A 25,739-nucleotide genomic window follows, 5' to 3' on the forward strand; every position below is an offset into this window, starting at 1 on the left:
AGCGCAACGCGATGATGGCCTTTTTAGGATCCGTCACGACGGGCGTCAGCAGATGCGGGATGCCGTCGTAGACCGACAGTTCGAGCATCTTCGGATCGACCATGATCAGCCGGCATTCCTCCGGCTTGAACCGGTACAACAACGACAGGATCATGGTGTTGATGGCGACCGACTTGCCCGAGCCGGTGGTGCCGGCGACGAGCAGGTGCGGCATGCGCGCCAGATCCGCGATCACCGGCTCGCCGCCGATCGTCTTGCCAAGGCACAAGGGAAGCTTGTGCTGAGAGACCGCAAAGTTTTCGCTCGCGAGAAGTTCGCGCAGGAAAACCGTCTCGCGTTTGTGGTTCGGCAATTCGATGCCGATGGCGTTACGGCCGGGAATAACCGCGACGCGTGCAGAGGTTGCGCTCATGGAGCGGGCAATGTCGTCCGACAGGGCCATGACGCGCGAGGATTTGGTGCCGGGCGCCGGTTCGAGCTCGTAGAGCGTCACCACCGGGCCGGGATGAACATGAATCACCTCTCCTTTGACGCCGAAATCGCGAATGATCTTCTCAAGCCGGCCCGCCGTTTCTTCAAGAATGTCCTCGGCCATGACCGGCTCCTGGCGCTCAGGTGGCAGCGCAAGGAATTCGAGGTTGGGTAATTCATAGGCACCTCGAACCGCTACGGAGGGAGTCGGTTCAGGTGCATACGAGATAACGGAGGCGGGTGTTATGCGGCGAGCAAGATTGGTGTCTTGTTCATCTTCAGGCGCGGGCGCTTCCGCAATCTCCTTCACGACATCCTGAGCCGTATCGACACTGGAGGTCTGCGGCTCTGCCTCCTCTCCATGTGCGACTGCCTCCTCTTGCTCAATGGCACGTTGCGCAGGAGGCCAGTCGTCGTTGTAAAGCGAGAGGTAACCGACATCCATACCCGCATCAGGTAGGCTTGCAGCATGTAGACTCGCATCGGGCACAGGCACTTCTTGACTTTGCAGGGCCGGAGCCTCTTCCAGCTCTGCAACTTCGCTCTGTGCGGACTGCGCCTCCGAGGAGACTTTCTGAACACTGTAGTAGCTGAAGCTCCATGCGGAAAAAATGACCTGAGGAGCGATGGGGAACAGCACCTCTTCCGAAGAGCCCAAATCCATGCCCTGCTGGTTGTCCCCGACAGGACTCTTCTGTTCAGCCCCAGGCTGCGTTTCGTTCTTCATGCCGTCATCGGAACTGGGCTGGTCCGGGAGGGGCTCCGGATTTGGCAGCTCCATGATTGAATCCATCGTCCCGGGAGCCGCCTCTTTCGTCGTATTCGAAGGGTAAGTTGCAAGAAGAGTCGCCAACTGACGGCGGATCGCAGGTTCCGTCTCCGAAGGAACCCGCCCAACATCCGACATGCCCGCTTCATGAAGCGATGGAGCCGGCAGCTCCTTCACGGGTACGTCCGACGCAACGCGGGGCAGATTTGGCTGTACCTTTGCCGCTCCAGCCGGCTGCCCCCTGCTCCCTACGCGTCCGGTTCTCTCCGGACGAAACTTGTCCGGGGTGCGCGTGCAGGTCGTTCCGGCAACGACAAAGGCCTGCCACCAGGCCGGATGATTGATCGACGTGGGCGACGCGCCGACCGGGGAAGTTCCCGCTGCAGACGCGGCGGTCCTTGGCTGCTTTGCCACTTGCATATCGGCCGACGGTTGCCCTTGGCTGACCCCTGAACGGGCAGGAAGGACAACGCTCCGATTTTGAAGGACTTCAGCCTCCTGGTTCTGGTGGAGTTCAGACTTTGCAAAGGGGGAAGGTCGGGTGGAACGCATCTGATCTCAGAGTTGGAAGGGCCTTTGGCCCGATGGCGGACTTGATGCGCAATGTGGATCGGACTGGTAAAAAGACGGTTAGGCCGGAGCGATCGAGCTGTCCGCCGATGGCCTTGGTGCGGCAGCCCATCACTTGAAAGCAAGGTAACGCCTAGGCTTCAGGCTAATTTCTAAATTTTTTCGTCTCGAACCATGCCGCTGGGGAAGTTGCTAGGGAACGAGCGACAGAACCCTGCCGGTGGAGCAAAGAGGTCCCGCAGCGATTCGCCGCTCCATCCGCTTTCACGTCTACTTGATGGCTATGCGCTCGGTCTCCGGGATCGATCGGCTCGGCATAGCTTCTAGGTCCGATCCATCAACAGAGCCGGCTTTGGAAATCCAAAGTACGGCGGCGTGGAGATGGAGCGCACCTCTCTCATGTGAACCCAGCCAGATGAACGACCGCTGGCGCGCTCAGGGAGACGCCGGAGAGAAACAAGAGAGCAAACACGATACGCCGCATCGTGACAGCGGCGAGAGGCGGAGGCCAACGGCGCGCTGCATAGGTGGCTGCCATCACGACGGGAATTGCCAAGAGGCCGAACCACGCAGAACCGGTCGGCAAATCGCCGGATAGACCGACGAGTCCAATACGAAAGACCGCGTTCAAGGCAAACACCGTCACGAGCGTCTCTCGAATTTTCAAGAGCGGCATAGGCTGACGGTAAAAGTGATACACGAGGGGCGGTCCCGCCGTTGAGAACATTCCGCCCATGAGGCCGGCAATGCCTCCAAAAAACAGAAACGATACATTGCGTGACGGACGGGCCAATGGCTCCGGCTTCTTGGCGAGCTGAAGGCTCGAGATGATGATGACGCCACCAAGAATAGCCCGAAGCCAATCGGCCTGCGTACCCGCCAGCGTTTCTAAGAGCGCGTAGCCCACGAACAGCATCGGAATGCTTGCAATCATCACGAGGCGGAACTCTCGCCACGCGACATCCCGCCATCCTTTCAGAAGCATCTGCGTCGCATTCACAAGCGTCAGAACACTCACGATCATGGCGGCCTCTGGCAGCGATAGGAGGCCGGTGAGTCCGATCCCACCCATCGTAATCAGACCGAAGGCAAAACCTGTCAGGGTTTGCGCATAGGCGGCTGCACCGGTCAGTACTAAGAAACCAATAAGTGTGAGGAGAGACATGTTCTCGGATGACTTTGGGGCCCAGGGCGTCAGGAGGTGACATTCCTACGTGGAGAGGCGGGCCGATCCAGACATAGATCCAGCGGGCCCCTTTCGACAAGCGGGTCACTTGAGATGAATGGTCCGCCGTCAATCTGCCCGGTAAGAAGGATGTCCTTTGTCGGATAGGTGCCCACGACTTCCACGACGTGCAAAGGCAGAGGCTCGGTTTGTTGCGATAGGCGTGGGCGCCGCATCGTCCATTCATTATATCGTTTCGCGTGACGATCCGGGTCATTGTTGCCGAATTTTTGGATTCGACATCGAACACAATTCGCGTAGAAGTGATTAAACGGTTAATCAAGACAGCAGCCCCTGTGTCCACCTTTCGCCCACGCCCCAATTTGAGCGACATTGCCGCTTCGCTGGGCGTTTCCGTCGCCACGGTCTCCAATGCTCTGTCGGGAAAGGGGCGGGTGTCGGCGGAACTCATCGAGCAGATCAGAAAGAAAGCTGCCGACGTCGGTTATATTCCTAGCATGACGAGCAAGGCGCTTCGTACGGGCCGGAGCGGCGTTCTCGGCCTCGTCCTCGCCAACATCGCGCATCCCCTCTTCCCTCAATTGGCTCAGGCTATTGAATATGCGGCCGCAAAGTCCGGATATGGCGTGCTCATCGGGGATTCCCGCGGCGATGTCAGCGCCCAGACCCAGGCCATCAATCGCCTCATCGAGCGGGGAGCGGACGGTCTCATCGTCGTGCCTCGGCGCGGAACACGGATCGGCGACATCGGACGGCCCGTCGCCGTCATCGACAGCCCTTCGACGCCCGGCAATACAGTCGCGGCGGACCACTGGGACGGGGGCCAGCAGATTGCTCAGTACCTCCTGTCCCAAGGGCACCGACATTTCGTTCTGATTGGTGGCAACCCGAACTCCAACGTGCAGAACGATCGGATCGGAGGCATTCGATCCTCGCTCTCTTCTGCGGCGGTCCATGACACCATCTGGATCGAGGACATGGAACGCATGAACGGCTCAGGCTGCGATCTGGGGATCACGAAGAAGTTTCAGCAAGGCTTCACGGCGTTCTGCGCCGTTTCAGACCTTCACGCCCTACGGGTCTTGATGGAACTCCAGCGCGCGGGGATTTCAGTCCCAAAAGATGCCAGCGTCACGGGCTTCGACGATCTGATCTGGTCATCAGTTGTCACGCCGTCCCTGACGACCATGCGCATGGACATGGCGACGATCGCCGAGATCGCCGTCGCAAGCCTGTTGAATGATATCGAAATCGCAGCTCGCGATACACCTCCGAAGAAGATCGGCCTCTCGATGGCCAAAGGGCCTGCCAAATCGCTGACGCCGAGCGTCCCGATGCACCTCATCATTCGTCAGTCGAGCGGCCCAGCGCCGCTCGACGAATCTCACCCCCCGGAAGGATTAGACCTGCCATGAGAAAGATACTTCTCGCGTCAAGCACAGCGTTCCTGCTCTGCCTGTCCTCGGCCCAAGCACAAGAGCGCAAGCTCGTCATCTCGGTTTACGGATTTGCACAGGATGCGTTCAAGACCATCCTGTACGATCCCTTCGAGGCAAAGTGCGGCTGCAAGGTCGTGGTCGAAACCGGAAACAGCGTCGAGCGTCTGGCTAAGCTCGAAGCGAACAAGAACGCTCCGGTGATCGACATGGCCGTGGTTGCGACGCCGGATGCGCTCGCGGCCTCGCGCGCCAATCTGATCGAGCCGATCGATGTGTCGAAGCTGACCAACTACGACAAGCTTTACGATGTCGCCAAGGATCCGATCGGCGGCCATCTGAGCGTCGGCTACACCTTTTATGCAACGTCTATCGTCTATCGATCGGACAAGGTCACGATCAATTCCTGGAACGATCTCTTCTCCAAGGAGCTTGCGGGCCGTGTGGCGTTTCCGAACGTGACCACCAACCAGGGCCCTCCCACGCTCTACATGATCGGCAAGGCCATGGGTCAGAACACACCAGATCTGAAGGCGCCGATCGAGAAGGTCGCGGAGCACAAGGATGATTTCGTGACGTTCTACGTCCGCTCCTCGCAGCTCACACAGCTGATGCAGCAGGATGAGATCTGGGCAGCTCCGATCGGCCGGTTCGCATGGGAAGGCTTTGCGAAGATGAACCTTCCGATCAAATGGGCAACCCCGAAGGAAGGCCAGACGGGCGGTATGAATGTGATGATCCTGACCAAGGGTGCCAAGAACAAGGAGCTTGCCTACCAGTTCATGGATTTTTGGCTCTCGACGGAAATCCAGACCAAGCTCGCGGAAAAACTGATCGACAGCCCGGCCAATAAGGAAGTGAAGCTCGATCCCAAGATCGCCGACAACCTCACCTATGGCGAGGAGACAGCGAAGTCGCTCGACCTCCAGCCGGCGGACGCGATTCTCGACAATCGCGAGAGCTGGATTTCACAGTGGAACGCCAAGGTCGGCCAGTAAGCTATCGAGCGTTTCAATCCTGCGATCCCAGCATCCTTCGCCGGGATCGCACTCTCTCCTTCACGATCGCGCCGCCTCTCATCGACGGACCAACACATTATGTTTCAAAGTCGAGCCGAATCCCTGGCTCTCGTATTGCCGGCGATGCTTTTTGCGGCGGTGATCTTCATCGCGCCTGTCCTGATCCTTCTGTCGGAGGGTCTCCGACCGGCCGGCAGCTGGTCGCTTACGTATTATATTTCTTTCTTTACGACACCGCTCAACCTGACCGTCTTTCTCCGCACGCTGAAACTCGGAGCGCTGGTCACCGTCTCCGCCGCCGTGATCGGCTATGCGGCAGCCCTTTGCATCGTGAACCTGTCGCCCAAAGGACGAGGTCAGATGGTCGGGCTGATCGTCCTTCCACTGATGATTTCTCCGGTCGCCCGGACCTATGCATGGATCGTCATCCTCGGCCGCACGGGAATCGTGAACCAGGCCCTCGGCGCGCTCGGCCTGACGGATGCTCCGTTGCGCATTCTGTTCTCGGAAACGGCGATCTTCATCGGGCTTCTTCAGCTCTTCCTGCCGTTGATGATCATCTCGCTCGTCAGCGCCCTGGAAAACATGCCCCGCGATGCCATTTCGGCCGCGCGCGTTCTCGGTGCGAACTGGCTTCAGGTGTTCTGGAAGGTGATCCTCCCCTTGACGAAGGAAGGCCTCGTCATCGGAGGAACGCTGGTCTTCACCGGCTCCCTCACGGCCTACATCACTCCCGCCATCCTCGGCGGCTCCAAGGTGCTCATGCTGGAAACCTTGCTCTATCAGCGCGTCACGATCGCGAACGATTTCGCATCGGCGAGCGTCATCGCCATGATCCTCATCGTTATGAGCTTTTCCGCCAATCTTCTCCTGAAGCGTCTGGCAACGGCGAGGGCCAAGCGATGACGTCCCGCATTCTCTCGACAGCCATCCTCGGAGCCGTCATGATCTTCTTGATCGGCCCCTTCTTCATCATCGTCGCGGCATCGCTCTCTGCCGGCGAGACCCTTGCCTTCCCACCGCAGGGCCTCTCGTTCAGATGGGTTCTTAAAGTTTTCGAGATCGAAAGCTTCCGGTCGAGCTTCGCCATGTCGATGATGTTGGCCGTATTCGGCACGCTGGCCGCGCTGTTGATCGGAACGCCCGTGTCATATGCACTCGCCCGCTACAAGCTCCCTCTGGGAGAAACGATCCGGACGATCGTCTCAGCCCCTATCATCGTGCCGGGCATCGTCGTCGGCCTCGCTTTGCTTCGCTATCTGGTCATTCCCTTCGGATTCAACCTGACACTCGCCTTGTTCATGGCGCATACGGCTCTCGTGCTGCCATATGCTGTGCGCGTCGTTTCCGCAAGCATGACCAATCTCCGGAGCGATATCGAGGAAGCGGCGGTTCTTCTCGGCTGCTCGCGTCTTGGCGCGTTTCTCCGCGTCGTGCTCCCGAATATTCGAGGCGGAATTCTCGCCGCCTTCATTCTCGGGTTCGTGACGAGCTTCAATCAGGTTCCGGTTTCGCTTTTCTTGTCGGGTCCCGGCATTCGTACCCTGCCGATCGATATGCTGGCCTATCTTGAGACCACCTACGATCCTTCGGTAGCGGCGCTCTCCGCTCTCCTCGCTTTCATGTCCATCGGCATTGTCTTTCTCGCCGAACGTTTCCTTGGATTCTCCCGCTATGTCTGATGCGTCCTTCCTCGACCTCGAACGGCTGACCCTGGCCTATGGCGACACGCCTGCCGTCAAGGATCTCGATCTCTCCATAGGCCGCGGCGAACTCGTTGCCCTTCTCGGCCCCTCCGGCTGCGGAAAGACCACGACGATGCGGTCCATCGCCGGCCTTCTGAAACCCCGGTCGGGAAAGATCCGGCTGGATGGCGTCGACATCACTCGCGTTCCTGCGAACAAGCGTGCCGTCGGCCTCGTGTTCCAATCCTATGCCTTGTTTCCTCATCTCTCGGTATTCGAGAACGTGGCCTTCGGCCTTCGTCTTAAGAAAATTCCCAAGCCGGAGCTGGAGAAGCGCGTCGAGACCGGGTTGAAGTCAGTAGGCCTAAGCAAGTTTGCGAGCCGCAAGCCCGCAGAGCTTTCCGGCGGACAGCAGCAACGCGTCGCCTTGGCCCGGTCGATGGTGATGGAACCCAAGGTCCTTCTGCTCGACGAGCCGCTGTCCAACCTCGACGCCCGTCTTCGCCTTGAGATGCGCACCGAGCTGCAGCGCGTTCAGAAGGAGAGCGGCATCACGATGATATTCGTCACTCACGATCAGGGTGAGGCGCTCGCTCTGGCGGATCGCATTGTCGTGATGCTCGACGGACGCATCGAGCAAATCGGAACACCTGAGGAGATCTACAACGCTCCGATCTCCGCTTTCGTGGCAGACTTCGTTGGATTTGAGAACGTCTTTCCGGTGGAGGCCGGAAAGTTGCGGACGCCGCAGGGACTGTTTGCTCCGCAATCCCCCGTCCCCAACGGTGTCGCCGGACTGGCTTGGCGTCCTACGGGGGTTCATCTCGGGACAGGGAATTTCCAGGGCACAGTTCGCGGAACGTCCTTCGCCGGGCGCACACGGGAGTATCTGCTCGATTCCCCTCTAGGGACCATCAAGGCCGAAGCTGATGCAGGAGCAGCATCTTACGAGATCGGGGCGGCTGTACCGTTCAGCCTTCCGGTCGAGAATGCCGCGCTTCTGTCGCGGTTCGGGTGATCGCCATGGGTGTGTGGATCGATACCGATATGGGGTTTGATGACATCCTAGCGATTCTGATCGTCAGCCAGTCGCCTCTTGTCATCGATGGCATCTCGCTCGTCTTCGGCAATGCCCCGCTGGAAACGGTGAAGAACAATGCTGCCCGCGCAGCAAAGGCTCTCAGATGGACCTATCCAATTCATAGTGGGCGCGCCAAGTCCGTCCTTGGAACATCAGAGACCGCGCAGAACGTTCTTGGAGCGAGCGGCATTCCGACGTCCGGACAAAGCCTTCCGCCTGCAGCCCCTCTGGCAGAAAGCAACGCGTTCCTTGCCTTAACCCGATGGCTCGAGACGACGGCCGACGACGCACCCAAGCGCATTCTGGCGCTCGGTCCTTTGACCAATATCGCCGCCCTGGCTCTCGCCCGCCCCGATCTTGCATCGCGGATCGGCGATCTCGTCTGGATGGGCGGCGGCGTGACCGGCGGCAATCATACGCCCTCGGCCGAATTCAATGCCTATGCCGATCCTGAGGCTCTCGCCATCGTCGTTGCGAGCGGGATCCCGCTGCGCATGGTCGATCTCGACGTATGCCGAAAGGTGCTTGTCGCTCCCTCTGCCGTTGTTCCGATCCGTGAAGCCGGCGGCCGGTATGCGGCCGTTCTGGCGGATCTGCTCGAAGGCTTTATCAACATCGCGATCCAGCGCCGGCGTCCTGCCATGGCGCTCTATGATCCGATCGCCGCCATCGCTTTCACGAGGCCCGACATCGTTCACTTCAAACCGGCCCGGATCGAAGTCGAACTCGGCGGGTTCCATACCCGTGGCCGGACGATCGTCGACAGCCGTTATAGCGCTGCCTTCAATGCGCAGATTGCGGATGACATCGATATCGAGACGGCACGAAACCTAGTCCTTGAGGCTCTGCGCCAGGAGGCCATGCAATGAATGCCGACAAGCGCGAGCCTGACGATCTCAACGACCGTGCCCTGCGTGACCGCGCTGTCGCGGCAGCCCGCGGCGATGCGCCCTTCGATCTTCTGATTGCGGGAGGAATCCTCCTCGACATGGTGACGGGCGAGCAGCGTCCTGCCGATATCGGTATCGTCGGACCGCTCATTGCCAGCGTCCATGTGCAGGGCAGCGCCTCCCGCGCCACTGAGATCTTGGATGCGAGAGGCAGCTTCGTCACTCCTGGCCTCATCGATATCCATATGCATATCGAGAGCTCGATGGTGACGCCGCGAACTTATGCGGAAACAATCCTTCCGCGCGGTGTAACGACGATTGTCTGGGACCCTCACGAGTTCGGCAATGTCAGCGGTCTCGATGGCGTACGGTGGGCGGTCGAAGCCGCGTGTCGCCTGCCTTTGCGCGTTATCACGCTGGCGCCTTCCTGCGTCCCTTCCGCACCGGGCCTCGAAATGGCCGGAGCCGATTTCGGTCCGGAAGAACTGAGGGAAATGCTCTCCTGGCCCGGAATCGGAGGTGTCGCCGAGGTCATGAACATGCGCGGCGTCATCGATCGCGATCCGCGTATGACGGGCATCGTCCAAGCAGGACTTACCTCCGGCAAGCTGGTTTGCGGCCATGCCCGCGGACTTGCGGGTTCCGATCTTAACGCCTTCATGGCCGCCGGCGTAAGCTCCGATCACGAGCTGATTTCAGCCGATGATCTGATGGCCAAACTCCGCGCGGGCCTCACGATCGAACTGCGCGGTTCGCATGACCATTTGCTGCCGGAATTCGTGGCTGCCCTGAACCAGCTTGGTCATCTCCCACAGACCGTGACGCTGTGCACCGACGATGTCTTTCCCGACGACCTTTTTGACAAAGGCGGCTTGGACGATGTGGTTCGGCGGCTCGTTCGGTACGGCCTGCGTCCTGAATGGGCGCTGCAGGCCGCGACCTTGAATGCTGCGCGACGGCTTGGCCGGGACGATCTTGGGCTCGTGGCGGCCGGGCGCAGGGCCGATATCGTCGTGTTCGAAGATTTGCAGGACTTCAAAGCACGTCATGTTCTGGTGAGTGGTCGTCCCGTTGCGGCCAATGGCGCGATGACGGAAGAAATGCCAGCCTATCCGGGAGAGCGCCTCCTCGGCACGATGAAGCTCTCGCCGCTGCGCGAGCAGGATTTCTCGATCCCCGCGAAAGGCACAAAAGCCAGGATCGCGACGATCGATCGGCCACGCTTCACGCAATGGGACGAGAGGGTGGTCGAGGTTAGCGACGGCTATGTTGTTGCCCCGAACGACACGGCCTTCATTGCCGTGGTCCACCGCCATGGTCGGTCGCAGGCCCTCCCTCGCGTCGGATTGCTGACAGGTTGGGGGACGTGGACCGGAGCCTTCTGTACGACCGTGTCTCACGACAGTCACAACCTGACCGTCTTCGGAGGTAACGCGCGTGACATGTGCATCGCGGCGAATGCCGTAATCGCCGCCGGGGGCGGAATGGCTGTCGCATCGAATGGAAAGCTTGATGCCTTGCTCGCTTTGTCTCTGGCCGGTCTGGTATCGGATGCAGACATGAAGCGTGTCGCGGAAGGCTTCAAAGCCATTCGAACGGCGGTCGATCGCATTGCGCCCTGGCAACCACCCTATCTCGTCTTCAAGGCTTGCTTCGGTGCGACACTGGCATGCAATGCGGGCCCGCACCAGACCGACCTCGGGATTGCCGATATTGCCAATGGCAGCATTCTCGAAACCCCTGTTCTCGAGATCTTGGCGTAATGGCCTAGACGGCCAACTCCTGCTCGACGAGCGTGACCCAGAAGGACACGCCCGTCGGAATGGCGTCATCGTTGAAGTCATAAGCTGTATTGTGATGTAGAGCGCCGTCGACGGCAGGCCCGTTCCCGAGCCACACATAGGCGCCCGGCGCGGCATTGGCGAAGAATGCGAAGTCGTCGCCCGCAGTTGACGGCGGAAAGTCGGTGACGACCTTTTCTCGGCATACCGCCTGCGCTGCCTTGCGGGCCCGCGCCGCGATCTCTGCATTGTTCACGACGGGCGGGATGCGGCGGCGAAACTCGTAAGAAACCTCGATCCCGAACATGGCGGCGACGCCTTTCGCGAGGCGTCCGATCTCCGTCTCAAGCTGGTCACGCACATGGGCCGAATAAGCGCGCGCCGTCCCGCCGATCTGGACATGATCGGGAATGACGTTCAGAGCATTCGGATCACCGGCCTGGATGGAGCAGGCGCTGACGACCGCCGGCTGCAAGGGATCGATGACGCGGCCGACGATGGTCTGAAGCGATGAGAGGAAATGACCGCTGGCGGTGATCGGGTCCTTGCCGAGATGCGGCTTGGCCCCGTGTGTCCCGACGCCCTTGAAGGTCACGAGCCAGCTGTCGGACGACGCGAGTTGCGGCCCGGCGACGACGGCCATCTCGTCCGTGGCGAGGCCAGGCATGTTGTGAAGACCGTAGACGGCGTCGCAGGGAAATAGATCGAACAGGCCGTCTTCGACCATCTTTCTGGCACCTCCGCGCCCCTCCTCCGCCGGTTGGAAGATGAAGTGAGCGGTTCCGGAAAAGTTTCGTGTGCGCGCCAGATGACGCGCCGCGCCGAGCAGGAGCGTCGTGTGGCCATCGTGCCCGCAGGCGTGCATTTTCCCAGGAAAGCGTGACTTGTATGGACGTTCCGCTACCTCCGGCATGGCAAGAGCGTCCATGTCTGCACGAAGTCCAATGGTGCGAGGATCATTGCCCACACGGAGCGTGCCGACGATGCCGGTCCGGCCCAAACCTCGATGAACCTCCAGTCCTACCTCGGACAGGAGCGACGCGACGATATCGCTTGTGCGAACCTCTTCGAAGCCGAGTTCGGGATGTGCATGAAGGTCATGGCGGAGATTCTGAAGAAACTTGAGCTCGTCGAGGTCCAAGCCGGCCAAAGGCATCGCATAACATCCTTTCGAAGCCTGTCATTTAGTATAGCCAGACCTTCAGCGGCAAGCGGAGATGAGCGAATCTGCGCTGGTGGCGAAATTACCGAACCTGTATAGCCTCACCAAAAGCGAACACCTCTGCATGGAGCCCTCATGCGCCCTTACGAATTCTGGCAGGAAATCCACCCTCCATCGACCTTCGAGCGCAAGCCTTTGGAGGGACACCGTGCATTCTTTCCGGCGGATTTCGAGGATGGACGCCAGCTGCGCCTGCCGATCCGTGAGTTGTCCGATGGGAAGCACGCGCTCGCCTCACTCATCATCAACCAGGCAAGCTTCGACGTTGAGGAGGCACTGTGCAACACGCTTGCTGAGAAAGCTGCGAACTTTGCTCCGGACGTTGTGGTCGGACTACCTACCCTCGGTCTTACGTTGGCACGTGGCACGGCGAAATGCCTGGGGCATTCTCGCTATGTGCCTCTCGGGACATCACGCAAATTTTGGTATCAGGAAGAGTTGTCCGTTCCACTCAGTTCGATCACCAGTCCAGGACAGAACAAGAGCCTTTATATCGACCCAAGGATGCTGCCTTTGATCGAAAACAGGCGCGTCCTTCTGGTCGATGATGTGATCAGCACCGGCACGTCGATCGTGGCAGCGCTCCAACTGCTGGCACAATGCGGCATTATGCCTGTGGCGATCGGTACCGCCATGCTTCAGACGGACCGGTGGCGGATGAAGCTTTCGGAGATCGACCCGATCTGGCCGGATCGCACCGTCAGCGTTCTGAAAACGCCGCTCCTCGAGCGCACCGATCAAGGTGGGTGGAAGCCAGTCTCGTAGCGATCGGTGTTGCGCGCACAAAGTATCGCCTGCGTCCATCCTCCGGACTGCATTCCTAAGAAATCCAGTTCTCGCAAGCATCCGTCGAGATATCGAAACTTTCAGATCACATTCATCAAGAAACCGTTAGAATAAGACACTTTTCTGAAGCCGAGCTTCAATGAAGAGGAACTGAATTCGGCCGAGTTGCATATCTAGATGCCTTTTAAGCCTGCCGGCGGAGAGACAGCCTCCGCTCTTGGCGGATGTGGAGACTGGCGATGATGAAAGCGGCTCTTCTCACAGGTACTGCGTTTCTCGCTTTTGCCTTTAGTACGGTTCAGGAAGCCCAAGCCCAGCGATTCCATGGCGGCGGTTTTTATCACGGTGGAGGTGGTTTCTATCGTGGTGGCGGCGGCTTCTATCGCGGCGGCTGGGGTGGCTGGAGAGGTGGTTGGGGTGGCTGGAGAGGAGGATATTATGGCGGTTGGGGCAATGGCTGGAACAATGGCGGCGCAGTCGCGGCCGGCTTGATCGGCGGTGCGATTCTCGGGGGCCTCGCAACGGCCGCAGCGACTCCCGCTTATTCGTACCCCTATTATGGATATCCCTACGGCGGCTATCCGTATTATGGCGTCGGCTATTCCTATCCGTCCTATGGATACTATCCTTACGCCTACAACTACCCAGTCTACGCTTATCCCAGGGTGAGATATTACCGGCGCGCCTATTATCGACCCTATCCTGTCTACGGCGTTCGCACTGTCTATCGAGCCCGCCCGTATTATCGGGTCGCGCGTCCCTACGCCGTCCGGACGGTTGGATCGATTCATACAGGGCGGGGGCACGTCGTCTATCGCGGAGCGCGTGTCCGTTAGGCTTCTCTTCTAGAGCGTTCTGACATGCTTAGGATGACAGAGCGCTCTCGACGCTTTTGGCGATACTGAGCAGACGTCTGTCGTCCCCGTGGCGGGCGACGAGCATCAGACCTACGGGTCTTGTCACCTCAGGCAGGGGCAATGAGATGGCCGTCAAGTCGAATTGGTTGACGGGGGTCGTGTTGCGCAGGATGAGTGTGTCCGTCTTGTTGTAGAGCTTTTCGTCGGCAACGAGAGGAGCGGTCAAAGGCGCGGGAATGGCCGTGGTCGGCAAAGCAAGTATGTCGAAGGCCGATAACTGCTTGTCCATCTGTGCGATTAACTGCGTACGCTTGCGCATCATGCGAATATAGGCATGCGCAGGAACGTTCCGTCTCAGAGCAATCCATTTCTGCACCCGCGGGTCGATCATCTCGGCCCTGGTCTCGATCCAATCCGCATGGATCTCGGACGCCTCGACCGATGCGATCGAGGCGGTCGCAGTCGCTTCTGCCATCTGCTCCAGCAAATCCTCCAGATCGCAATCGATGATCCGGGCACCAAGACGGGACAACCGCTGGAGGCTTTCCTCAAACGCATCGCTCACCAGAGCTTCAGTCTGGGCGAAGAGACGCCCTCGGGGCACGCCAATCCGAAGCGCGTCAAGCGGAATGGGGGAGAGCGGCGCGATCGGCTCGCCGGCCATGACCGAATCGGCCCAGGCACAGTCGGTTACGTTCCGCCCCAGGGGACCGACCGAGTCGAGACTGTATGAGAGCGGAAAAGCGCCTTGCAGCGGAATCCGCCGGGCTGTCGGCTTGAAACCGACGACACCGTTGAAGGCCGCCGGAATGCGGACCGAGCCACCGGTATCGCTGCCGATGGAAATGTCGCTCGTGCCTTCTGCCACGGCAACGCCCGCTCCGGAGGAAGAGCCGCCCGGAATCCGTTCGGAATCAATCGCATTGCCGGGCGTTCCGAAATGAGGGTTGAGACCGATCCCGGAGAAAGCGAACTCGACCATGTTGGTCTTGCCGAGAATGACGGCGCCCGCCTGCCGCAGGCGCTGAACCGCCATGGCATCTTTTTGTGCGGGCGGATGGTCGCGAAGGGCGATCGATCCTGCCGTCGTCGTTTCTCCCGCGACGTCGAAGAGGTCCTTGATAGAGACGATGAGGCCGTCGAGAGGCCCGAGGCTGATACCGCATCGCCGGCGCGCATCCGCTGCATCCGCTGCCGCCCGCGCACTCTCGGGATAAAGCGTCAGATAAACCCGTTCCTCGCTCGCGCGCGCCTTCAGCCTTTGAAGGATGTCCTCAAGCCGGTTCCGGACGTTCGTCATACCATGAGGCCTTTGCTGGGCGATCATCTCGCCAGAGGAGATAGCCCGATTACGCACCGGGCTTTCCCTCCTGTATGCGACAGCTCGAACGTACTGTCACGCATTGGCCCTGACCGATCGCGGCTTAGTTCGGCCACCGCATCTGCGCTTCCGCACGACGGTTGCGACGGCGCTCGAGCGAGGTCGCGATTACCTCGTTGGACTGACGGGCCTTCTCCAGCTCTTCGACAAGCCGGCGGGCTACGATGGTCTCCTGACCTGGATGCAGATTGCACGGGTCCATGTAGAAGAAGCCATGCTCGACCTCGTGATCACGCACGATGATCGGAGACGGGCCAGACGCGAGGGCATCCGCAAGATCCCAGGCAGTGATATGGGCCTCCTGCGGCGAGACGAAAACCTTCAGGCGGTCGAGGGGATTGTTTGTCGGATCGGGCTCGATCAAGGCCGTTACGCCGGGGCGCCCGTTCAGAGTCTCGTGCCAAAGCTTCAGGTATCCCGTCTCTCGCTCGCGAATGCCGGCATGGTCGCGCTTCTCCCAGGCCTCGAGTGCCGCGATGGTGCCGATCATGCCCTCCTTGCCGATCTTCATGCCGCGTCCGATGCCTGAATTCTGCAGATACGTGGCCCGCACGAGTTCCGTCTTTCCCGCAACGATGCCGCCGGTCGGGCCACCCAGGAACTTGTGCGACGAATAGAGGGCAATGTCCGCGCCCGTCGCGAGGAAACCCTTGAGGTCGTATTCCGACGCCGCATCGACGATCACCGGAACACCACGAGCGTGGCAGACGGCGACAAACTCATCGAGCGGGATAAGCCCGTACTGCACCGTGTGGTGCGACACGACATAAACGGCGGCCGCCGTCTTTTCCGTGATGGCCCCATCAAGCTGATAGGCGCGTGCCGATGTCGCTTGCCCGACCGGAACAACCTTCGCGCCGGAAAGACGAATCCCCTGTTCGACCGGCGCGCCATAGCTCACCATATGGCCGGACAGAATGAGCACCTCGTCCTTGAGCCCAGTCGTGTCAGGCAGACGCTCGATCGCGGCAAGATTGGACCCCGTCATCGCTCCCGCAACGGCCAAGGTGATGCCGGCAGAGCAGGATGCGGTGACGAAGCCCGCCTCCGTCCCACAGAGACGTGCGATGACTTGGCTCGCCTTCTTTTGCACATCGTCGATCTCCACGAATTGCGGAAGAACTGCCGCTACGGCAGAAACCGCTTCCGGCACCACGATCGACGCACCGAGCGACGTCATGGTTCCAGAAACATTGATGATGGGGCGCAGACCGAAGTCGTGGCGGATATCCTGCTGATCCATGGGAGGTCCTTTAAGAAAGAGGGAGATCACTATTCCATTATTCAGGAAGCTATTTTATCGTACTGTCATCGTCGGCGCGTGAATCAGGCCAGGAGACATGAGAGTGGACGCTAAGACACCGACCGGTCTCGGACCTTCGCTTGCTCCGAAGCAGACCAGGGGAGCGCGCGTCAGCGGCATCGATCGAGCGATTCAGATCCTCGACTATCTTCGCGACAACGAATCTCCTGCCAGCGCCTATGCGGTTGCCAAGGCGATCGGCGCCCCGCTGTCCACCATCTACACCATCATCGACGACCTGGCGGAAAAGCAACTGCTGCAACGTAGGAGCGACGGAAGCATCTGGCTGGGTCCCCGCCTCTACCACTACGGCCTCGCCTATGCCCGCTCCCTGGACTTCCTGGATGTCGCGACTCACGAGATGCAGGAACTCTGCCGGGACGTCGAAGAAACGATCCAGATCTGCGGCCGTGACGACGATCATATGGTGGTGATGGCCATGGCGGACGGACCAGGACATTTTCGCGTCATCTCCCGCGTCGGGACACGTGTCCCGTTGAACTGGACAGCATCCGGGCGGCTCTTGGCCGGCCATCTGCCGGATGCCGAGCGTCTCGTTCTGTTTCAACGGGCCGCGCGCGTGTCGCCGACGGGACATGCGGAGATCAACCCCAAAGCGCTTTCGGATGCCTCCGCGGCATCCCTGAAAGAGCGACTTTCGATCCAGATCAGCGAATCCGACTTTTCCGTCGCCTGCGTTGCTTCGCCGATCTGTGATGCGTCGGGCGCCTGCGTCGCGACCATGTCCATCGTACTGCCGGAGCACAAGGTCGTGCAGGCCCGTGACCGCTATGCGGATGCTGTCCGCTCGGCTGCGGCGCGCGTCGAGACAGTGCTGGGCTGGCGCTGACATCGGATCTCAATCTCTGATCGCAACGACCGCTTCGATCTCGACGGTGATATTGTTGGGCAGCGATCCGAAGCCGACGGCGGAGCGCGCATGCCGGCCCTCTTCCCCGAAGACGGCGACCATGAGATCGGAGCAGCCGTTGATGACTTTCGGATGTTCCGCGAAATCGGCTGCGGCATTGACCATTCCGAGAAGCTTCACCACTCGCTTCACGCGCCGCAGGTCTCCCAGCGCCTGATGCATCACGGCGATCAGATTGATGCCAGTGAGGCGCGCGTGCTGGTAGGCGGTTTCGATGCTCACATCAGCGCCGACCTTGCCGCTGTGAAGAAACCCGTCCACCTCCTGCGGTCCCTGCCCCGAGAGAAACAGCAGGTCGCCTTCCCGTACATGAGTGACGAAATTGGCAATGGGAGACGGCGCCTCCGGCAGCGTGATGCCGAGGCGTTTCAGGCGCGCATAAGGGGTGTCGTGGCCGATTTCTTGAACGTGGCTCACAGTCTTTTTCCTTGAGAGAGAACGACAGGATCATCACGGCGGATGCAGGCGACGTGGTGATCCGGCGCAATGGGGTCGAGAGGCGGAACGACCTCCGCGCAGGCGTCGATCGCGTAGGGGCATCGCGTTCGGAATACACAGCCCGATGGCGGATTCATGGGACTCGGGATGTCGCCCTGGAGGATGACCCGCTGCCGATGCGCCTTCGGATTCGGCACTGGGGCGGCCGACAGGAGAGCTTGGGTGTAGGGATGGCGCGGCATCGCGTAGACGCTGCGGCTCGGACCACGCTCCATCACGCGTCCGAGATACATGACCACGACCTCATCGCAGAGATATTCCACGACCGAGAGATCGTGGGCGATGAACAGCATGGTGAGCCCATAGCTCTGCTGCAGGTCCTGGATGAGATTGAGAACCTGGGCCTGGACCGAGACGTCCAGAGCCGAAACGGGCTCGTCGGCAACGATGAACTCAGGCTCCACAGCGAGAGCGCGTGCGATACCGATGCGCTGGCGCTGGCCGCCCGAGAACTCGTGCGGATAGCGCCTGCCGTGTTCCGGATCCAGACCGACTCGGGTCAAAAGCTCCGCGATACGCTCACGTTTCGCTGCACCTCGGGCGAGATTATGCGTATCGATCGCTTCTCCAATGATGTCCTCGACACGCATGCGGGGATTGAGGCTCGAATAAGGATCCTGAAAAACGATCTGCATGCGCCGCCGGTAGGAGCGCATTTCGCGCTCCGAGAGCGACAAGAGATCCTTGCCATCGAAGATGAGACGGCCGCCGCTCGGCTCGATCAAACGAAGCGTGCAGCGGCCAGCTGTCGTCTTTCCAGAACCGGACTCACCGACGAGGCCGACGATGGTGCCCCGCTTGATGTCGAACGTGACCCCGTCGACGGCCTTCACGGAGCCCGTCTTCGTGGGGAAATGTTTGCTGAGATTCTCGACGCGGAGAAGAATGTCGGACGCCGTCATAGGTCGTCATGCCTCCAGCAGCGGCTGAGATGATGAGGCTCGGCGACGAGCAAAGGGGGATCCTCTTCGCAGCGGGCAATTCGCAAGGGGCAGCGCGGAGCGAAACTGCAGCCTTTCGGAAGGGCCATGACGCTGGGAACGTTTCCCGGGATCGGGTTGAGGCGAAGCCGCTCGCCGGACGGCCCCCTGTCGCGGGAGGCGTCCGGAATGCAGGCGAGCAAGCCACGGGAATAAGGATGTTTCTGATGCTCGAACAGGCGCTCGGACGAGGTCTGCTCGACGACGCGGCCGGCATACATCACCACCACGTCATGGGCGATGTCGGCGACGACTCCGAGATTGTGAGTGATGAACAGGATGCTCATGCCGATCTCAGCCTGCAACCGCCGCAGCAGGTCGAGGATCTGAGCCTGGATCGTCACGTCCAGAGCCGTGGTTGGCTCGTCCGCGATCAGCAGCTTCGGGTTGCAGGACAAAGCCAGCGCGATCATCGCTCGCTGCCGCATGCCGCCCGACATCTGATGGGGATATTCGTCCAAACGTCTCTCGGCTGCAGGAATCTCGACGAGCTCCAGCATCTGGCGGGCTCGCTTGCGTGCCTCCAATTTCGACAAGGGCTCATGGAGCCTGATCATTTCGATGATCTGGTCCCCGACCGTGTAGAGCGGGTTGAGGCTCGTCATCGGCTCCTGGAAGATCATGGCGATCTCCCGGCCCCGGATCCGGCGCATATCCTTCTGCGACAGTGTCGCGATGTCGAGAATGCGCCCATCGCTCGTACGATAGAGAATTTCACCCTCGACGATGCGGCCTGGCGGGGCCAGGAGCCGCATGATCGAGAGGCTGGTGACCGACTTGCCCGACCCCGACTCGCCAACGACAGCGACTGTCTCTCCGCGTCTCACGTCGAAGCTGACATCGTCGACCGACTTCGCCACGCGACTTCCAAGTTCGAAGTGCGTACGCAGACGGTCAACGCGCAGGACGATATCGGCCGGCAGCTCGCTCATTGTGCCCCAACCCATCCGCAATGCGGACAACCGGAGCTCTTGAGCGCATACTTGCTCTTCGGCTCATAGCGGCTGGCCTTGGTGGGCTGCGCGCCCATGATGGCCCAACGGGGCGTGATCATCCGGTTGATATGCGCTTCGTCGCCCATGGAGTCACGGATGCGCAGATCGCTATCCTCGATCTCGAAGACCGTCAGCTCCGCTCTCGTACCGGGCGAGAGAAGATCCTTCGTCGAAAGGCCGATGACCGACATGGGTGCCAATGTCGAGGCTTCGATGACGGCCTCGAACGGCATGCCGACGGCCAGGAGCTTCGACATGGTCGTGCCCATGTCCCAGACCGGATTGTCGAGAGAGCGATTGTGCAGATCCGTGGAAATGGAGAAAGGCAGCAAGCCGCGCTCGATGGCTGCCTGTGCAACCCGGAAGGAGAACGAAGCGCCGCCATGCCCGACGTCGAGACGAATGCCCTCGCCGGCGCATCGTTCAGCGAGCTGGAAGAGGTCTTCGTCTTCCATGATGCTGCCGCCGGCCTTGCCGTTGAAGCAGTGGGTGATCACGTCGCCTGGGCCGAGTATTTCTAGAACCTCATCGTAGAGCGGAGGCGGCTCGCCCACATGGACCATCAACGGCAGCTTCAGGATCTTGGCGAGCTTCTTTGCGATCTTGACCGGCGTGATGCCCCAGGATCCGAGAATGACGTGGCTCGCGCGACACTTGATGCCGACGATCACATCGCGGTTCGCCTCCACGCAAGCAATCGTGCGGTCGAGATCGATGGAACGGATATCGATCAGCTCGCTGACGCGATTGCAGGCGACGAGGCCGATGGAGCCGATATTAAGGAAAGCTTTGATGCGCTCGCGTGCGGGCTCGATGATGAATTCGCGGAAGCCATGGAAATTGGCTTCGCCGGCCGACCCCGCATCGACGATCGTGGTCACGCCCCGCTCGAGGCCGCAGAGCTCGGGGCGAATGGAAATGTCCGTGCCGCCGTGCCAGACGTGGACGTGCAGGTCGACCCAGCCAGGCGACACAAAGGCACCGCCCGCATCGATCCGCCGATAGCCCTCCGGTGCCTGGAGATCGGATCCGACGGTCTGGATCTTGCCGTCGCCACCGATCAGAATATCCACGACACCCTGCGGCGTTCCCGGTCCGAACCCCACCGGCTTCGCCCGAGACAGCAGCAAGCCGCTCGCGTGTTCTGCACAAGCAGTCATTGACTCAAAGATCCTTTCTGAAACGTGGGTCGAGCAGATCCCTCAAGCCGTCTCCCACCATCTGCAGCGACAGAACGGACAGGATGATGGCAATTCCGGGAAACAGGGTCATCCAATCGGCGCGGCCGACATATTGGCGGCCGGCCGCGATCATCGTCCCCCAGGTCGGCACCTCTGGACTCACGCCGAGACCGAGGAACGACAACCCGGCTTCCGCGAGCATCGCGTAGGCGAAGATGAAAGTTGCCTGGACGAGAATGGGCGAGACGAGATTGCGAAGAACATGCCGCGTCATGATGCGCCATGTGGAGACGCCGAGCGCCCGCGCAGCTTCCACGTAAGGAAGTTCACGGATTACAAGCGTCGATGCGCGCACGATGCGGGCGAGGCGCGGCGTGTAGACGATTCCGAGGGCAACGATCACCGTTGCCAGCGAGGGACCAAGGGCGGCAACGAGCGCGATGGCGAGCAGAATATCCGGAAACGCCATCATGGCGTCGATGAAGCGTGCCACAGGCGTATCGAGCCGACGGAAAAAGCCTGCCACAAGACCAAGGGCGATTCCGAAAACGGATGCGAAACATACGACGCAGACGCCAACGAGCAGCGACAATTGCCCGGCATAGATGGTGCGGCTTAAGACATCCCGGCCGAACTCGTCCGTCCCGAACCAGAAAGTCGCGCTCGGAGGCTTCAGCCGGTTGACAACCGACAGCTTGTTCGGCGCATAGGGCGCAATCACGGGCGCGAGGATCGCCACACAGGCGATCGTCAGGAGGACCATTAGGCCGACGAGGACCGTGCGACGACGGATGAGGAGGGTGAGGAAACGCACCTGCTCCGGATTGGACGCGACGGCAGCCATCAGTACCGTACCCTCGGATCGACTGCGAGGTAGAGCATGTCGATCAGGAAGTTGATGAGGACATAGAGCGCGGCAATGACCAGCAGCGCTCCCTGTATGATCGGATAATCCCGCCGGAGAACGGCCGATACGACGAGGCTTCCGACGCCCGGGAGCCCGAAGACGGTCTCGGTCACGACGGCGCCGGAGACCAGAAGGGCCGCCGTCAGACCGATCACGGTCAGGACGGGAATGAGCGCATTCTTGAAGGCATGCTTCATCACGACGCGGAACTCGCTCATCCCTTTCGAACGCGCCGTGCGGACGTAATCGTCATTGAGGACATCGAGCATGCTGGCGCGCGTGAAGCGCAGGATGAGCGCGGAGGAGACGATGCCGAGTGCGAAGGCGGGAAGGACGAGGTGAGACAAGCGCGTCATGAAGCTTGCACCTGGACCACCATAGCCGGAAACGGGGAACAGACCGAACCGCACGGCAAAGAACTGAATGAGCAGTAGTCCGAGCCAGAAGCTGGGAACCGAAGCTGCCAGCATGGCGAGGGTGGTGGCACTCTGGTCGAAAAGCGAACCCCGCTTGTAGGCGGAGAGGACTCCGATCGGAATGGCGATGACTGCCGCGATCAGGATGGAGAACAGGGTCAGAAAGAAGGTCGGCTCGGCCCGATCCGCGATGGCGGACAGCACCGGCTGATTGAGGAAGATGGATTCACCCAGATCGCCACGGACCAATTGAGCCAGGAAGAATGCATATTGCACCAGAAGAGGCCGATCGAGGCCAAGGCGTCCGCGCAGGGCCGCGACATCCTGGGGCGTTGCATCTGGACCCAGCATCACGGCGGCAGGATCGCCGGGCGCAATCCGCACGATCACGAAGACGATCGTCACCACGACGAACATCACGGCGAGCATTCCGAGCAGGCGCTGGAGAACGTAACGACCCATTCTGATTCTTTTCGATCCGAGGAGCCGGGAGGCGCAGGAACCGCGCCTCCCCTAAGAGCGGATGGTTTTTGCTATTTCTTGATGGAAACGTTCCAGAAATACGGCCACGGAGCCGGAACGACGCCCTCGACTTTCGGCGCCTGAGCGGCGAGAGCGTTGAAGTCACCGATCTTGATGCTCGGGGTCTCGTCGTACATGACCTTCTGAACGTTGGCCCACAGCTCGACGCGCTTCTGCGGATCGCTTTCCGCATTGAAGGCATCAACGGCCTGCTTCCGTGCAGGAGTCGACCACCAGCCGGGCGAACTCTCGGAGAGCTGGCCGATCAGCGCGGGCTCCGGCAGGAAGGGGCTGTGCGTGATGTAGATGTCCCACACGGCCGGATCGGCCCGGCGCTGCGTCAGCGTCGCCCAGTCCACCACCTGCATGTCCACCTTGAAGCCGGCCTGCTTCAGATACTCGGCGGCAACCTGCGCCATCTTGTAATGGAACTCGTATTGCCGGCTGGTGAGGATTCGGACGGGCGAGCCGTCGTAATTAGCCTTCTTGAGAAGGGCCTTGGCCTTTTCGGCATCGGCGACGTTGTACTTGCCCTCGGTCCCGGCATTGGTGTGCCAGACATAGCCTTGCGGATACATGGCAGCATCCAGGCTATAGAAGTCCGTCGAGCCGAAAGCGGCGGCAAGCATGTCTTCCATGCTGAGCGACAGCCGTGCCGCCATACGCGTATCGACATTCGCCATGACGCCCTGCTTCGTGTTCATGACGAAGACGGGCCAGCCGAAAGGCTTGAGAACGACGGGCTGCGTGGCCTTCTGACCCTTGAGGCGATCATAGGCCTCGACGGGAAGCGCATCGACATAGTCGAACTGGCCGGAGATCGCACCCTCGATCCGGGTGTTGGGATCCGGCACCGGCACGAAGCGGATTTCGTCGAGCAGCGGCTTGCGCGCACCACCATACCCGTCGGGCGCTCCCTCGCGCGGCTTGTAGCCGTCGTAGCGCACGAGCTGGATGTATTGGTCGGCCTTGCGGTCCTTCAGCATGTATGGGCCCGTGCCGACCGGTTCCTTGAGCGGGTTCTCCATCTTCTTGGCCGGCATGATCACGGCCGCGGAGTTGTTGAACGCGAGAAGCGCCAGAAGGGGCGCATAAGGCGCCTTGAGCGTGATGCGCACCGTTGCCGGATCGACCACCTCGACCTTGTCGATATTGCTGGCCGTCTGCTTGCCGCGGGAGGCGAGATCCATCCAGCGCTTCAGGGACGCCACGACATCGTCGGCCGTCATCGGCGAGCCGTCGTGGAAGGTCACATCACGCCGGAGCTTGATGGTGTAGACCTTTCCACCCTCCGTGATCTCGGGCATCGTCGCTGCCAGGAGGGGCGTCACCTTCCAGTCCTTATCGAAGGTGAAGAGGGTCTCGTAGAAGTGCTGGGTCACGATGCCGACGAGATCGGCCGTGGATACCATGGGATCCATCGTCGGCGGCTCGCCGACGGTTGCGACGTTGATGACACCACCCGGCGTCTGGGCAGCAACTGGACTTATTCCAAGAGCCACGAGGCCCGTCAGCAGAGCACGACCGATGAATTTCATGACTTCCCCTCATTATTCCATATTTACGCAATATGGATCTTAATTATGTCATACTGCGGCAGATCGAGAAGACCGTCAATCCGGCCTGCGCCGAAAAGCAGCGAGGCTATTCGGAGGTACCGGATGGGATCGGCGTGTGAGGAAGAGCGGTCTTAGCCGCGTCCGTCGCGGGATGGTCGGGGTTCCGCGACACTGTCCCTGATGACGAGTTCGGTTTCCAAACGGATGAGACGGGGCGTTTCCTGCTTCTGCAGCAAGGCGATCAAGGCCGAAGCGGCGGCCCGTCCCAACTCCTGGCGAGGCTGACGGATCGTCGTCAGGGCGGGCTCGGCTACGACGGCGAATTCGATGTCGTCGAAACCCGCTACGGAGATATCCTGCGGCACTCGAATGCCGGCGGAGAGGAGCACGCGGATGAGGCCGATGGCCATCTCGTCGCTGGTGCAGAACACGGCCGAGGGGCGACGGCGCTGCTCCACGATGAACCGACCGGCCTGCATTCCCGACTCGATGGTGTAGTCGCCCGGAACGACCAGCTCCGGCTCGAACGACAGGCCCGCCCGGCGCAACCCGTCCCGATAGCCCCGATAGCGTTCCCGTTCGAGAACGTTTCCGGTCGGACCGCTGACATAGAGGATGCGGCGGTGCCCCCGCGAGGCAAGATACTGCGTCATCTTGCGAGCCGCGGCCCGATTGTCGATTTCGATCTGAGGGATATCGGCATTCGGGATCGACTCGCAGAGCGCAACGATGGGCATGTCGATCTCAGCCGCTCGCCCCTGCCCGTCCCGGCTCTGCCCGAACAGATGTCCGTTCAGGAGGATGGCCCCGTCGACCCTGCCAGCGGCAGTGAAGGCCGCGAAATGCGCCTCCTTTTCGGGCGAGCCGTCGAGATCGCTGATGATCATCCCATAGCCCGCCTCGAAGAGAGTCTCCTCGATGCCGCGCAGGATCCGCGAGAAAAAGGTGTTCGCCAGATCGGGCAGGACCACCAGGATCATACCGGTCTTCTGCGAGCGCAGGGACCGGGCCGACAGATTGGGGGTGTAGCCCGTCTTGGCGATCGCCTCGAGGACACGGGCCCGCTTTTCAGGAGACACCCTCTGCGGGCTCGCAAGCGCACGACTGACCGTCGCCGTCGATACCTCGGCGAGCTTTGCCACCTCCTGGATACGAACACCGCGATGAGGGGTACTCCGGCGCCCCAGGCGGCGCTTTTGCCCGATGTCGTCCATAGCGAACCTTATCTTTGCGCCCCTGTTTGACAGATGCGGCCATTGCGGTAAAGTTCATGTAATCGATTACATCGAGCCCCATGCACAACGTTGCAAGAG

At 60.7% G+C, this 25,739-nt stretch carries 23 protein-coding genes; 10 read left to right on the top strand and 13 right to left on the bottom strand.

Annotated features, from left to right (window positions below):
* Window positions 1–1,252: DNA translocase FtsK (locus K9B37_RS15760; protein WP_255616636.1), on the bottom strand; the 1,252-nt coding region annotated here is incomplete at its 3' end.
* A 955-nt stretch (window positions 1,253–2,207) separates the two neighbouring features.
* A complete protein-coding gene (locus K9B37_RS15765; RefSeq protein ID WP_224314410.1) occupies window positions 2,208–2,975 on the bottom strand; it encodes a sulfite exporter TauE/SafE family protein in 768 nt (255 codons plus the stop codon).
* A 356-nt stretch (window positions 2,976–3,331) separates the two neighbouring features.
* On the opposite strand from K9B37_RS15765, the gene K9B37_RS15770 reads away from it, so the two are divergent.
* From K9B37_RS15770 to K9B37_RS15800, 7 genes are all read left to right on the top strand, one after another.
* The gene (locus K9B37_RS15770; protein WP_224314412.1) at window positions 3,332–4,411 is read left to right on the top strand and encodes a LacI family DNA-binding transcriptional regulator; all 1,080 of its coding nucleotides are present in this window, start codon (window positions 3,332–3,334) and stop codon (window positions 4,409–4,411) included.
* Entirely contained in the window at window positions 4,408–5,430 is a 1,023-nt protein-coding gene (locus tag K9B37_RS15775) for an ABC transporter substrate-binding protein (protein WP_224314414.1), read from the top strand. The genes K9B37_RS15770 and K9B37_RS15775 overlap by 4 nt, the downstream gene beginning before the upstream one ends.
* A gap of 99 nt (window positions 5,431–5,529) precedes the next feature.
* On the top strand, window positions 5,530–6,357 hold the full coding sequence (locus K9B37_RS15780; RefSeq protein WP_224314416.1) for an ABC transporter permease: 828 nt from the start codon (window positions 5,530–5,532) through the stop codon (window positions 6,355–6,357).
* Window positions 6,354–7,133, top strand: a complete 780-nt coding sequence (locus K9B37_RS15785) for an ABC transporter permease (RefSeq protein WP_224314418.1) — start codon at window positions 6,354–6,356, stop codon at window positions 7,131–7,133. Before K9B37_RS15780 ends, K9B37_RS15785 begins: the two co-directional genes overlap by 4 nt.
* Entirely contained in the window at window positions 7,126–8,154 is a 1,029-nt protein-coding gene (locus K9B37_RS15790) for an ABC transporter ATP-binding protein (protein ID WP_224314420.1), read from the top strand. The genes K9B37_RS15785 and K9B37_RS15790 overlap by 8 nt, the downstream gene beginning before the upstream one ends.
* 5 nt (window positions 8,155–8,159) lie before the next feature.
* Window positions 8,160–9,086 (top strand): nucleoside hydrolase, encoded by a 927-nt coding sequence (locus K9B37_RS15795; RefSeq protein WP_224314422.1) that lies wholly within the window; start codon window positions 8,160–8,162, stop codon window positions 9,084–9,086.
* Window positions 9,083–10,870 carry an adenine deaminase gene (locus K9B37_RS15800; protein WP_224314424.1) on the top strand — a complete coding sequence of 596 codons (1,788 nt, stop codon included), beginning with the start codon at window positions 9,083–9,085 and terminating at the stop codon, window positions 10,868–10,870. Before K9B37_RS15795 ends, K9B37_RS15800 begins: the two co-directional genes overlap by 4 nt.
* Window positions 10,871–10,874: 4 nt before the next feature.
* Here K9B37_RS15800 and K9B37_RS15805 read toward each other — a convergent pair whose 3' ends face one another.
* The gene (locus K9B37_RS15805; protein WP_224314426.1) at window positions 10,875–12,044 is read right to left on the bottom strand and encodes a M20 aminoacylase family protein; all 1,170 of its coding nucleotides are present in this window, start codon (window positions 12,042–12,044) and stop codon (window positions 10,875–10,877) included.
* A 141-nt stretch (window positions 12,045–12,185) separates the two neighbouring features.
* On the opposite strand from K9B37_RS15805, the gene K9B37_RS15810 reads away from it, so the two are divergent.
* Window positions 12,186–12,875, top strand: a complete 690-nt coding sequence (locus K9B37_RS15810; protein ID WP_224314428.1) for a phosphoribosyltransferase — start codon at window positions 12,186–12,188, stop codon at window positions 12,873–12,875.
* A gap of 260 nt (window positions 12,876–13,135) precedes the next feature.
* Window positions 13,136–13,732 carry a hypothetical protein gene (locus tag K9B37_RS15815; RefSeq protein WP_224314430.1) on the top strand — a complete coding sequence of 199 codons (597 nt, stop codon included), beginning with the start codon at window positions 13,136–13,138 and terminating at the stop codon, window positions 13,730–13,732.
* A gap of 28 nt (window positions 13,733–13,760) precedes the next feature.
* On the opposite strand, the gene K9B37_RS15820 is transcribed toward K9B37_RS15815, so the two are convergent.
* Both K9B37_RS15820 and K9B37_RS15825 read right to left on the bottom strand, forming a co-directional pair.
* Window positions 13,761–15,080: an amidase gene (locus K9B37_RS15820; protein ID WP_224314610.1), complete on the bottom strand. Its 1,320-nt coding sequence runs from the start codon at window positions 15,078–15,080 to the stop codon at window positions 13,761–13,763.
* A 97-nt stretch (window positions 15,081–15,177) separates the two neighbouring features.
* Window positions 15,178–16,377, bottom strand: coding sequence for an aminotransferase class V-fold PLP-dependent enzyme (locus K9B37_RS15825; RefSeq protein WP_224314432.1), 1,200 nt, complete (start codon window positions 16,375–16,377; stop codon window positions 15,178–15,180).
* A 97-nt stretch (window positions 16,378–16,474) separates the two neighbouring features.
* On the opposite strand from K9B37_RS15825, the gene K9B37_RS15830 reads away from it, so the two are divergent.
* Window positions 16,475–17,287, top strand: a complete 813-nt coding sequence (locus K9B37_RS15830) for an IclR family transcriptional regulator (protein ID WP_224314434.1) — start codon at window positions 16,475–16,477, stop codon at window positions 17,285–17,287.
* Window positions 17,288–17,296: 9 nt separating this feature from the next.
* Here K9B37_RS15830 and K9B37_RS15835 read toward each other — a convergent pair whose 3' ends face one another.
* From K9B37_RS15835 to K9B37_RS15870, 8 genes are all read right to left on the bottom strand, one after another.
* On the bottom strand, window positions 17,297–17,785 hold the full coding sequence (locus K9B37_RS15835; protein ID WP_224314436.1) for a RidA family protein: 489 nt from the start codon (window positions 17,783–17,785) through the stop codon (window positions 17,297–17,299).
* The gene (locus K9B37_RS15840; protein WP_224314437.1) at window positions 17,782–18,768 is read right to left on the bottom strand and encodes an ABC transporter ATP-binding protein; all 987 of its coding nucleotides are present in this window, start codon (window positions 18,766–18,768) and stop codon (window positions 17,782–17,784) included. The genes K9B37_RS15835 and K9B37_RS15840 overlap by 4 nt, the downstream gene beginning before the upstream one ends.
* Window positions 18,765–19,778: an ABC transporter ATP-binding protein gene (locus K9B37_RS15845; RefSeq protein WP_224314439.1), complete on the bottom strand. Its 1,014-nt coding sequence runs from the start codon at window positions 19,776–19,778 to the stop codon at window positions 18,765–18,767. Before K9B37_RS15845 ends, K9B37_RS15840 begins: the two co-directional genes overlap by 4 nt.
* Complete coding sequence (locus K9B37_RS15850; protein WP_224314441.1) at window positions 19,775–21,001, bottom strand: amidohydrolase/deacetylase family metallohydrolase; 1,227 nt, start codon at window positions 20,999–21,001, stop codon at window positions 19,775–19,777. Before K9B37_RS15850 ends, K9B37_RS15845 begins: the two co-directional genes overlap by 4 nt.
* A gap of 4 nt (window positions 21,002–21,005) precedes the next feature.
* Window positions 21,006–21,866, bottom strand: coding sequence for an ABC transporter permease (locus K9B37_RS15855; protein ID WP_224314443.1), 861 nt, complete (start codon window positions 21,864–21,866; stop codon window positions 21,006–21,008).
* The gene (locus K9B37_RS15860) at window positions 21,866–22,807 is read right to left on the bottom strand and encodes an ABC transporter permease (RefSeq protein WP_224314445.1); all 942 of its coding nucleotides are present in this window, start codon (window positions 22,805–22,807) and stop codon (window positions 21,866–21,868) included. Before K9B37_RS15860 ends, K9B37_RS15855 begins: the two co-directional genes overlap by 1 nt.
* Window positions 22,808–22,878: 71 nt before the next feature.
* Window positions 22,879–24,405, bottom strand: coding sequence for an ABC transporter substrate-binding protein (locus tag K9B37_RS15865; RefSeq protein WP_224314447.1), 1,527 nt, complete (start codon window positions 24,403–24,405; stop codon window positions 22,879–22,881).
* Window positions 24,406–24,557: 152 nt separating this feature from the next.
* Window positions 24,558–25,640 (bottom strand): LacI family DNA-binding transcriptional regulator, encoded by a 1,083-nt coding sequence (locus K9B37_RS15870; protein WP_224314450.1) that lies wholly within the window; start codon window positions 25,638–25,640, stop codon window positions 24,558–24,560.
* Between the last annotated feature and the right edge of the window lie 99 nt (window positions 25,641–25,739).

It is taken from the genome of Microvirga puerhi, assembly GCF_020089865.1.
GTDB lineage: Bacteria > Pseudomonadota > Alphaproteobacteria > Rhizobiales > Beijerinckiaceae > Microvirga > Microvirga puerhi.

Bases quoted from the DNA above. Each gene is read 5' to 3' on its own strand.
- K9B37_RS15830 (WP_224314434.1), top strand. From the start codon at position 16,475: ATGAGAGTGGACGCTAAGACACCGACCGGTCTCGGACCTTCGCTTGCT.
- K9B37_RS15825 (WP_224314432.1), bottom strand. From the start codon at position 16,377: ATGGATCAGCAGGATATCCGCCACGACTTCGGTCTGCGCCCCATCATC.
- K9B37_RS15820 (WP_224314610.1), bottom strand. From the start codon at position 15,080: ATGATCGCCCAGCAAAGGCCTCATGGTATGACGAACGTCCGGAACCGG.
- K9B37_RS15855 (WP_224314443.1), bottom strand. From the start codon at position 21,866: ATGGCTGCCGTCGCGTCCAATCCGGAGCAGGTGCGTTTCCTCACCCTC.
- K9B37_RS15845 (WP_224314439.1), bottom strand. From the start codon at position 19,778: ATGAGCGAGCTGCCGGCCGATATCGTCCTGCGCGTTGACCGTCTGCGT.
- K9B37_RS15840 (WP_224314437.1), bottom strand. From the start codon at position 18,768: ATGACGGCGTCCGACATTCTTCTCCGCGTCGAGAATCTCAGCAAACAT.
- K9B37_RS15775 (WP_224314414.1), top strand. From the start codon at position 4,408: ATGAGAAAGATACTTCTCGCGTCAAGCACAGCGTTCCTGCTCTGCCTG.
- K9B37_RS15785 (WP_224314418.1), top strand. From the start codon at position 6,354: ATGACGTCCCGCATTCTCTCGACAGCCATCCTCGGAGCCGTCATGATC.
- K9B37_RS15810 (WP_224314428.1), top strand. From the start codon at position 12,186: ATGCGCCCTTACGAATTCTGGCAGGAAATCCACCCTCCATCGACCTTC.
- K9B37_RS15860 (WP_224314445.1), bottom strand. From the start codon at position 22,807: ATGGGTCGTTACGTTCTCCAGCGCCTGCTCGGAATGCTCGCCGTGATG.
- K9B37_RS15780 (WP_224314416.1), top strand. From the start codon at position 5,530: ATGTTTCAAAGTCGAGCCGAATCCCTGGCTCTCGTATTGCCGGCGATG.
- K9B37_RS15805 (WP_224314426.1), bottom strand. From the start codon at position 12,044: ATGCCTTTGGCCGGCTTGGACCTCGACGAGCTCAAGTTTCTTCAGAAT.
- K9B37_RS15765 (WP_224314410.1), bottom strand. From the start codon at position 2,975: ATGTCTCTCCTCACACTTATTGGTTTCTTAGTACTGACCGGTGCAGCC.
- K9B37_RS15865 (WP_224314447.1), bottom strand. From the start codon at position 24,405: ATGAAATTCATCGGTCGTGCTCTGCTGACGGGCCTCGTGGCTCTTGGA.
- K9B37_RS15800 (WP_224314424.1), top strand. From the start codon at position 9,083: ATGAATGCCGACAAGCGCGAGCCTGACGATCTCAACGACCGTGCCCTG.
- K9B37_RS15795 (WP_224314422.1), top strand. From the start codon at position 8,160: ATGGGTGTGTGGATCGATACCGATATGGGGTTTGATGACATCCTAGCG.
- K9B37_RS15815 (WP_224314430.1), top strand. From the start codon at position 13,136: ATGATGAAAGCGGCTCTTCTCACAGGTACTGCGTTTCTCGCTTTTGCC.
- K9B37_RS15790 (WP_224314420.1), top strand. From the start codon at position 7,126: ATGTCTGATGCGTCCTTCCTCGACCTCGAACGGCTGACCCTGGCCTAT.
- K9B37_RS15870 (WP_224314450.1), bottom strand. From the start codon at position 25,640: ATGGACGACATCGGGCAAAAGCGCCGCCTGGGGCGCCGGAGTACCCCT.
- K9B37_RS15850 (WP_224314441.1), bottom strand. From the start codon at position 21,001: ATGACTGCTTGTGCAGAACACGCGAGCGGCTTGCTGCTGTCTCGGGCG.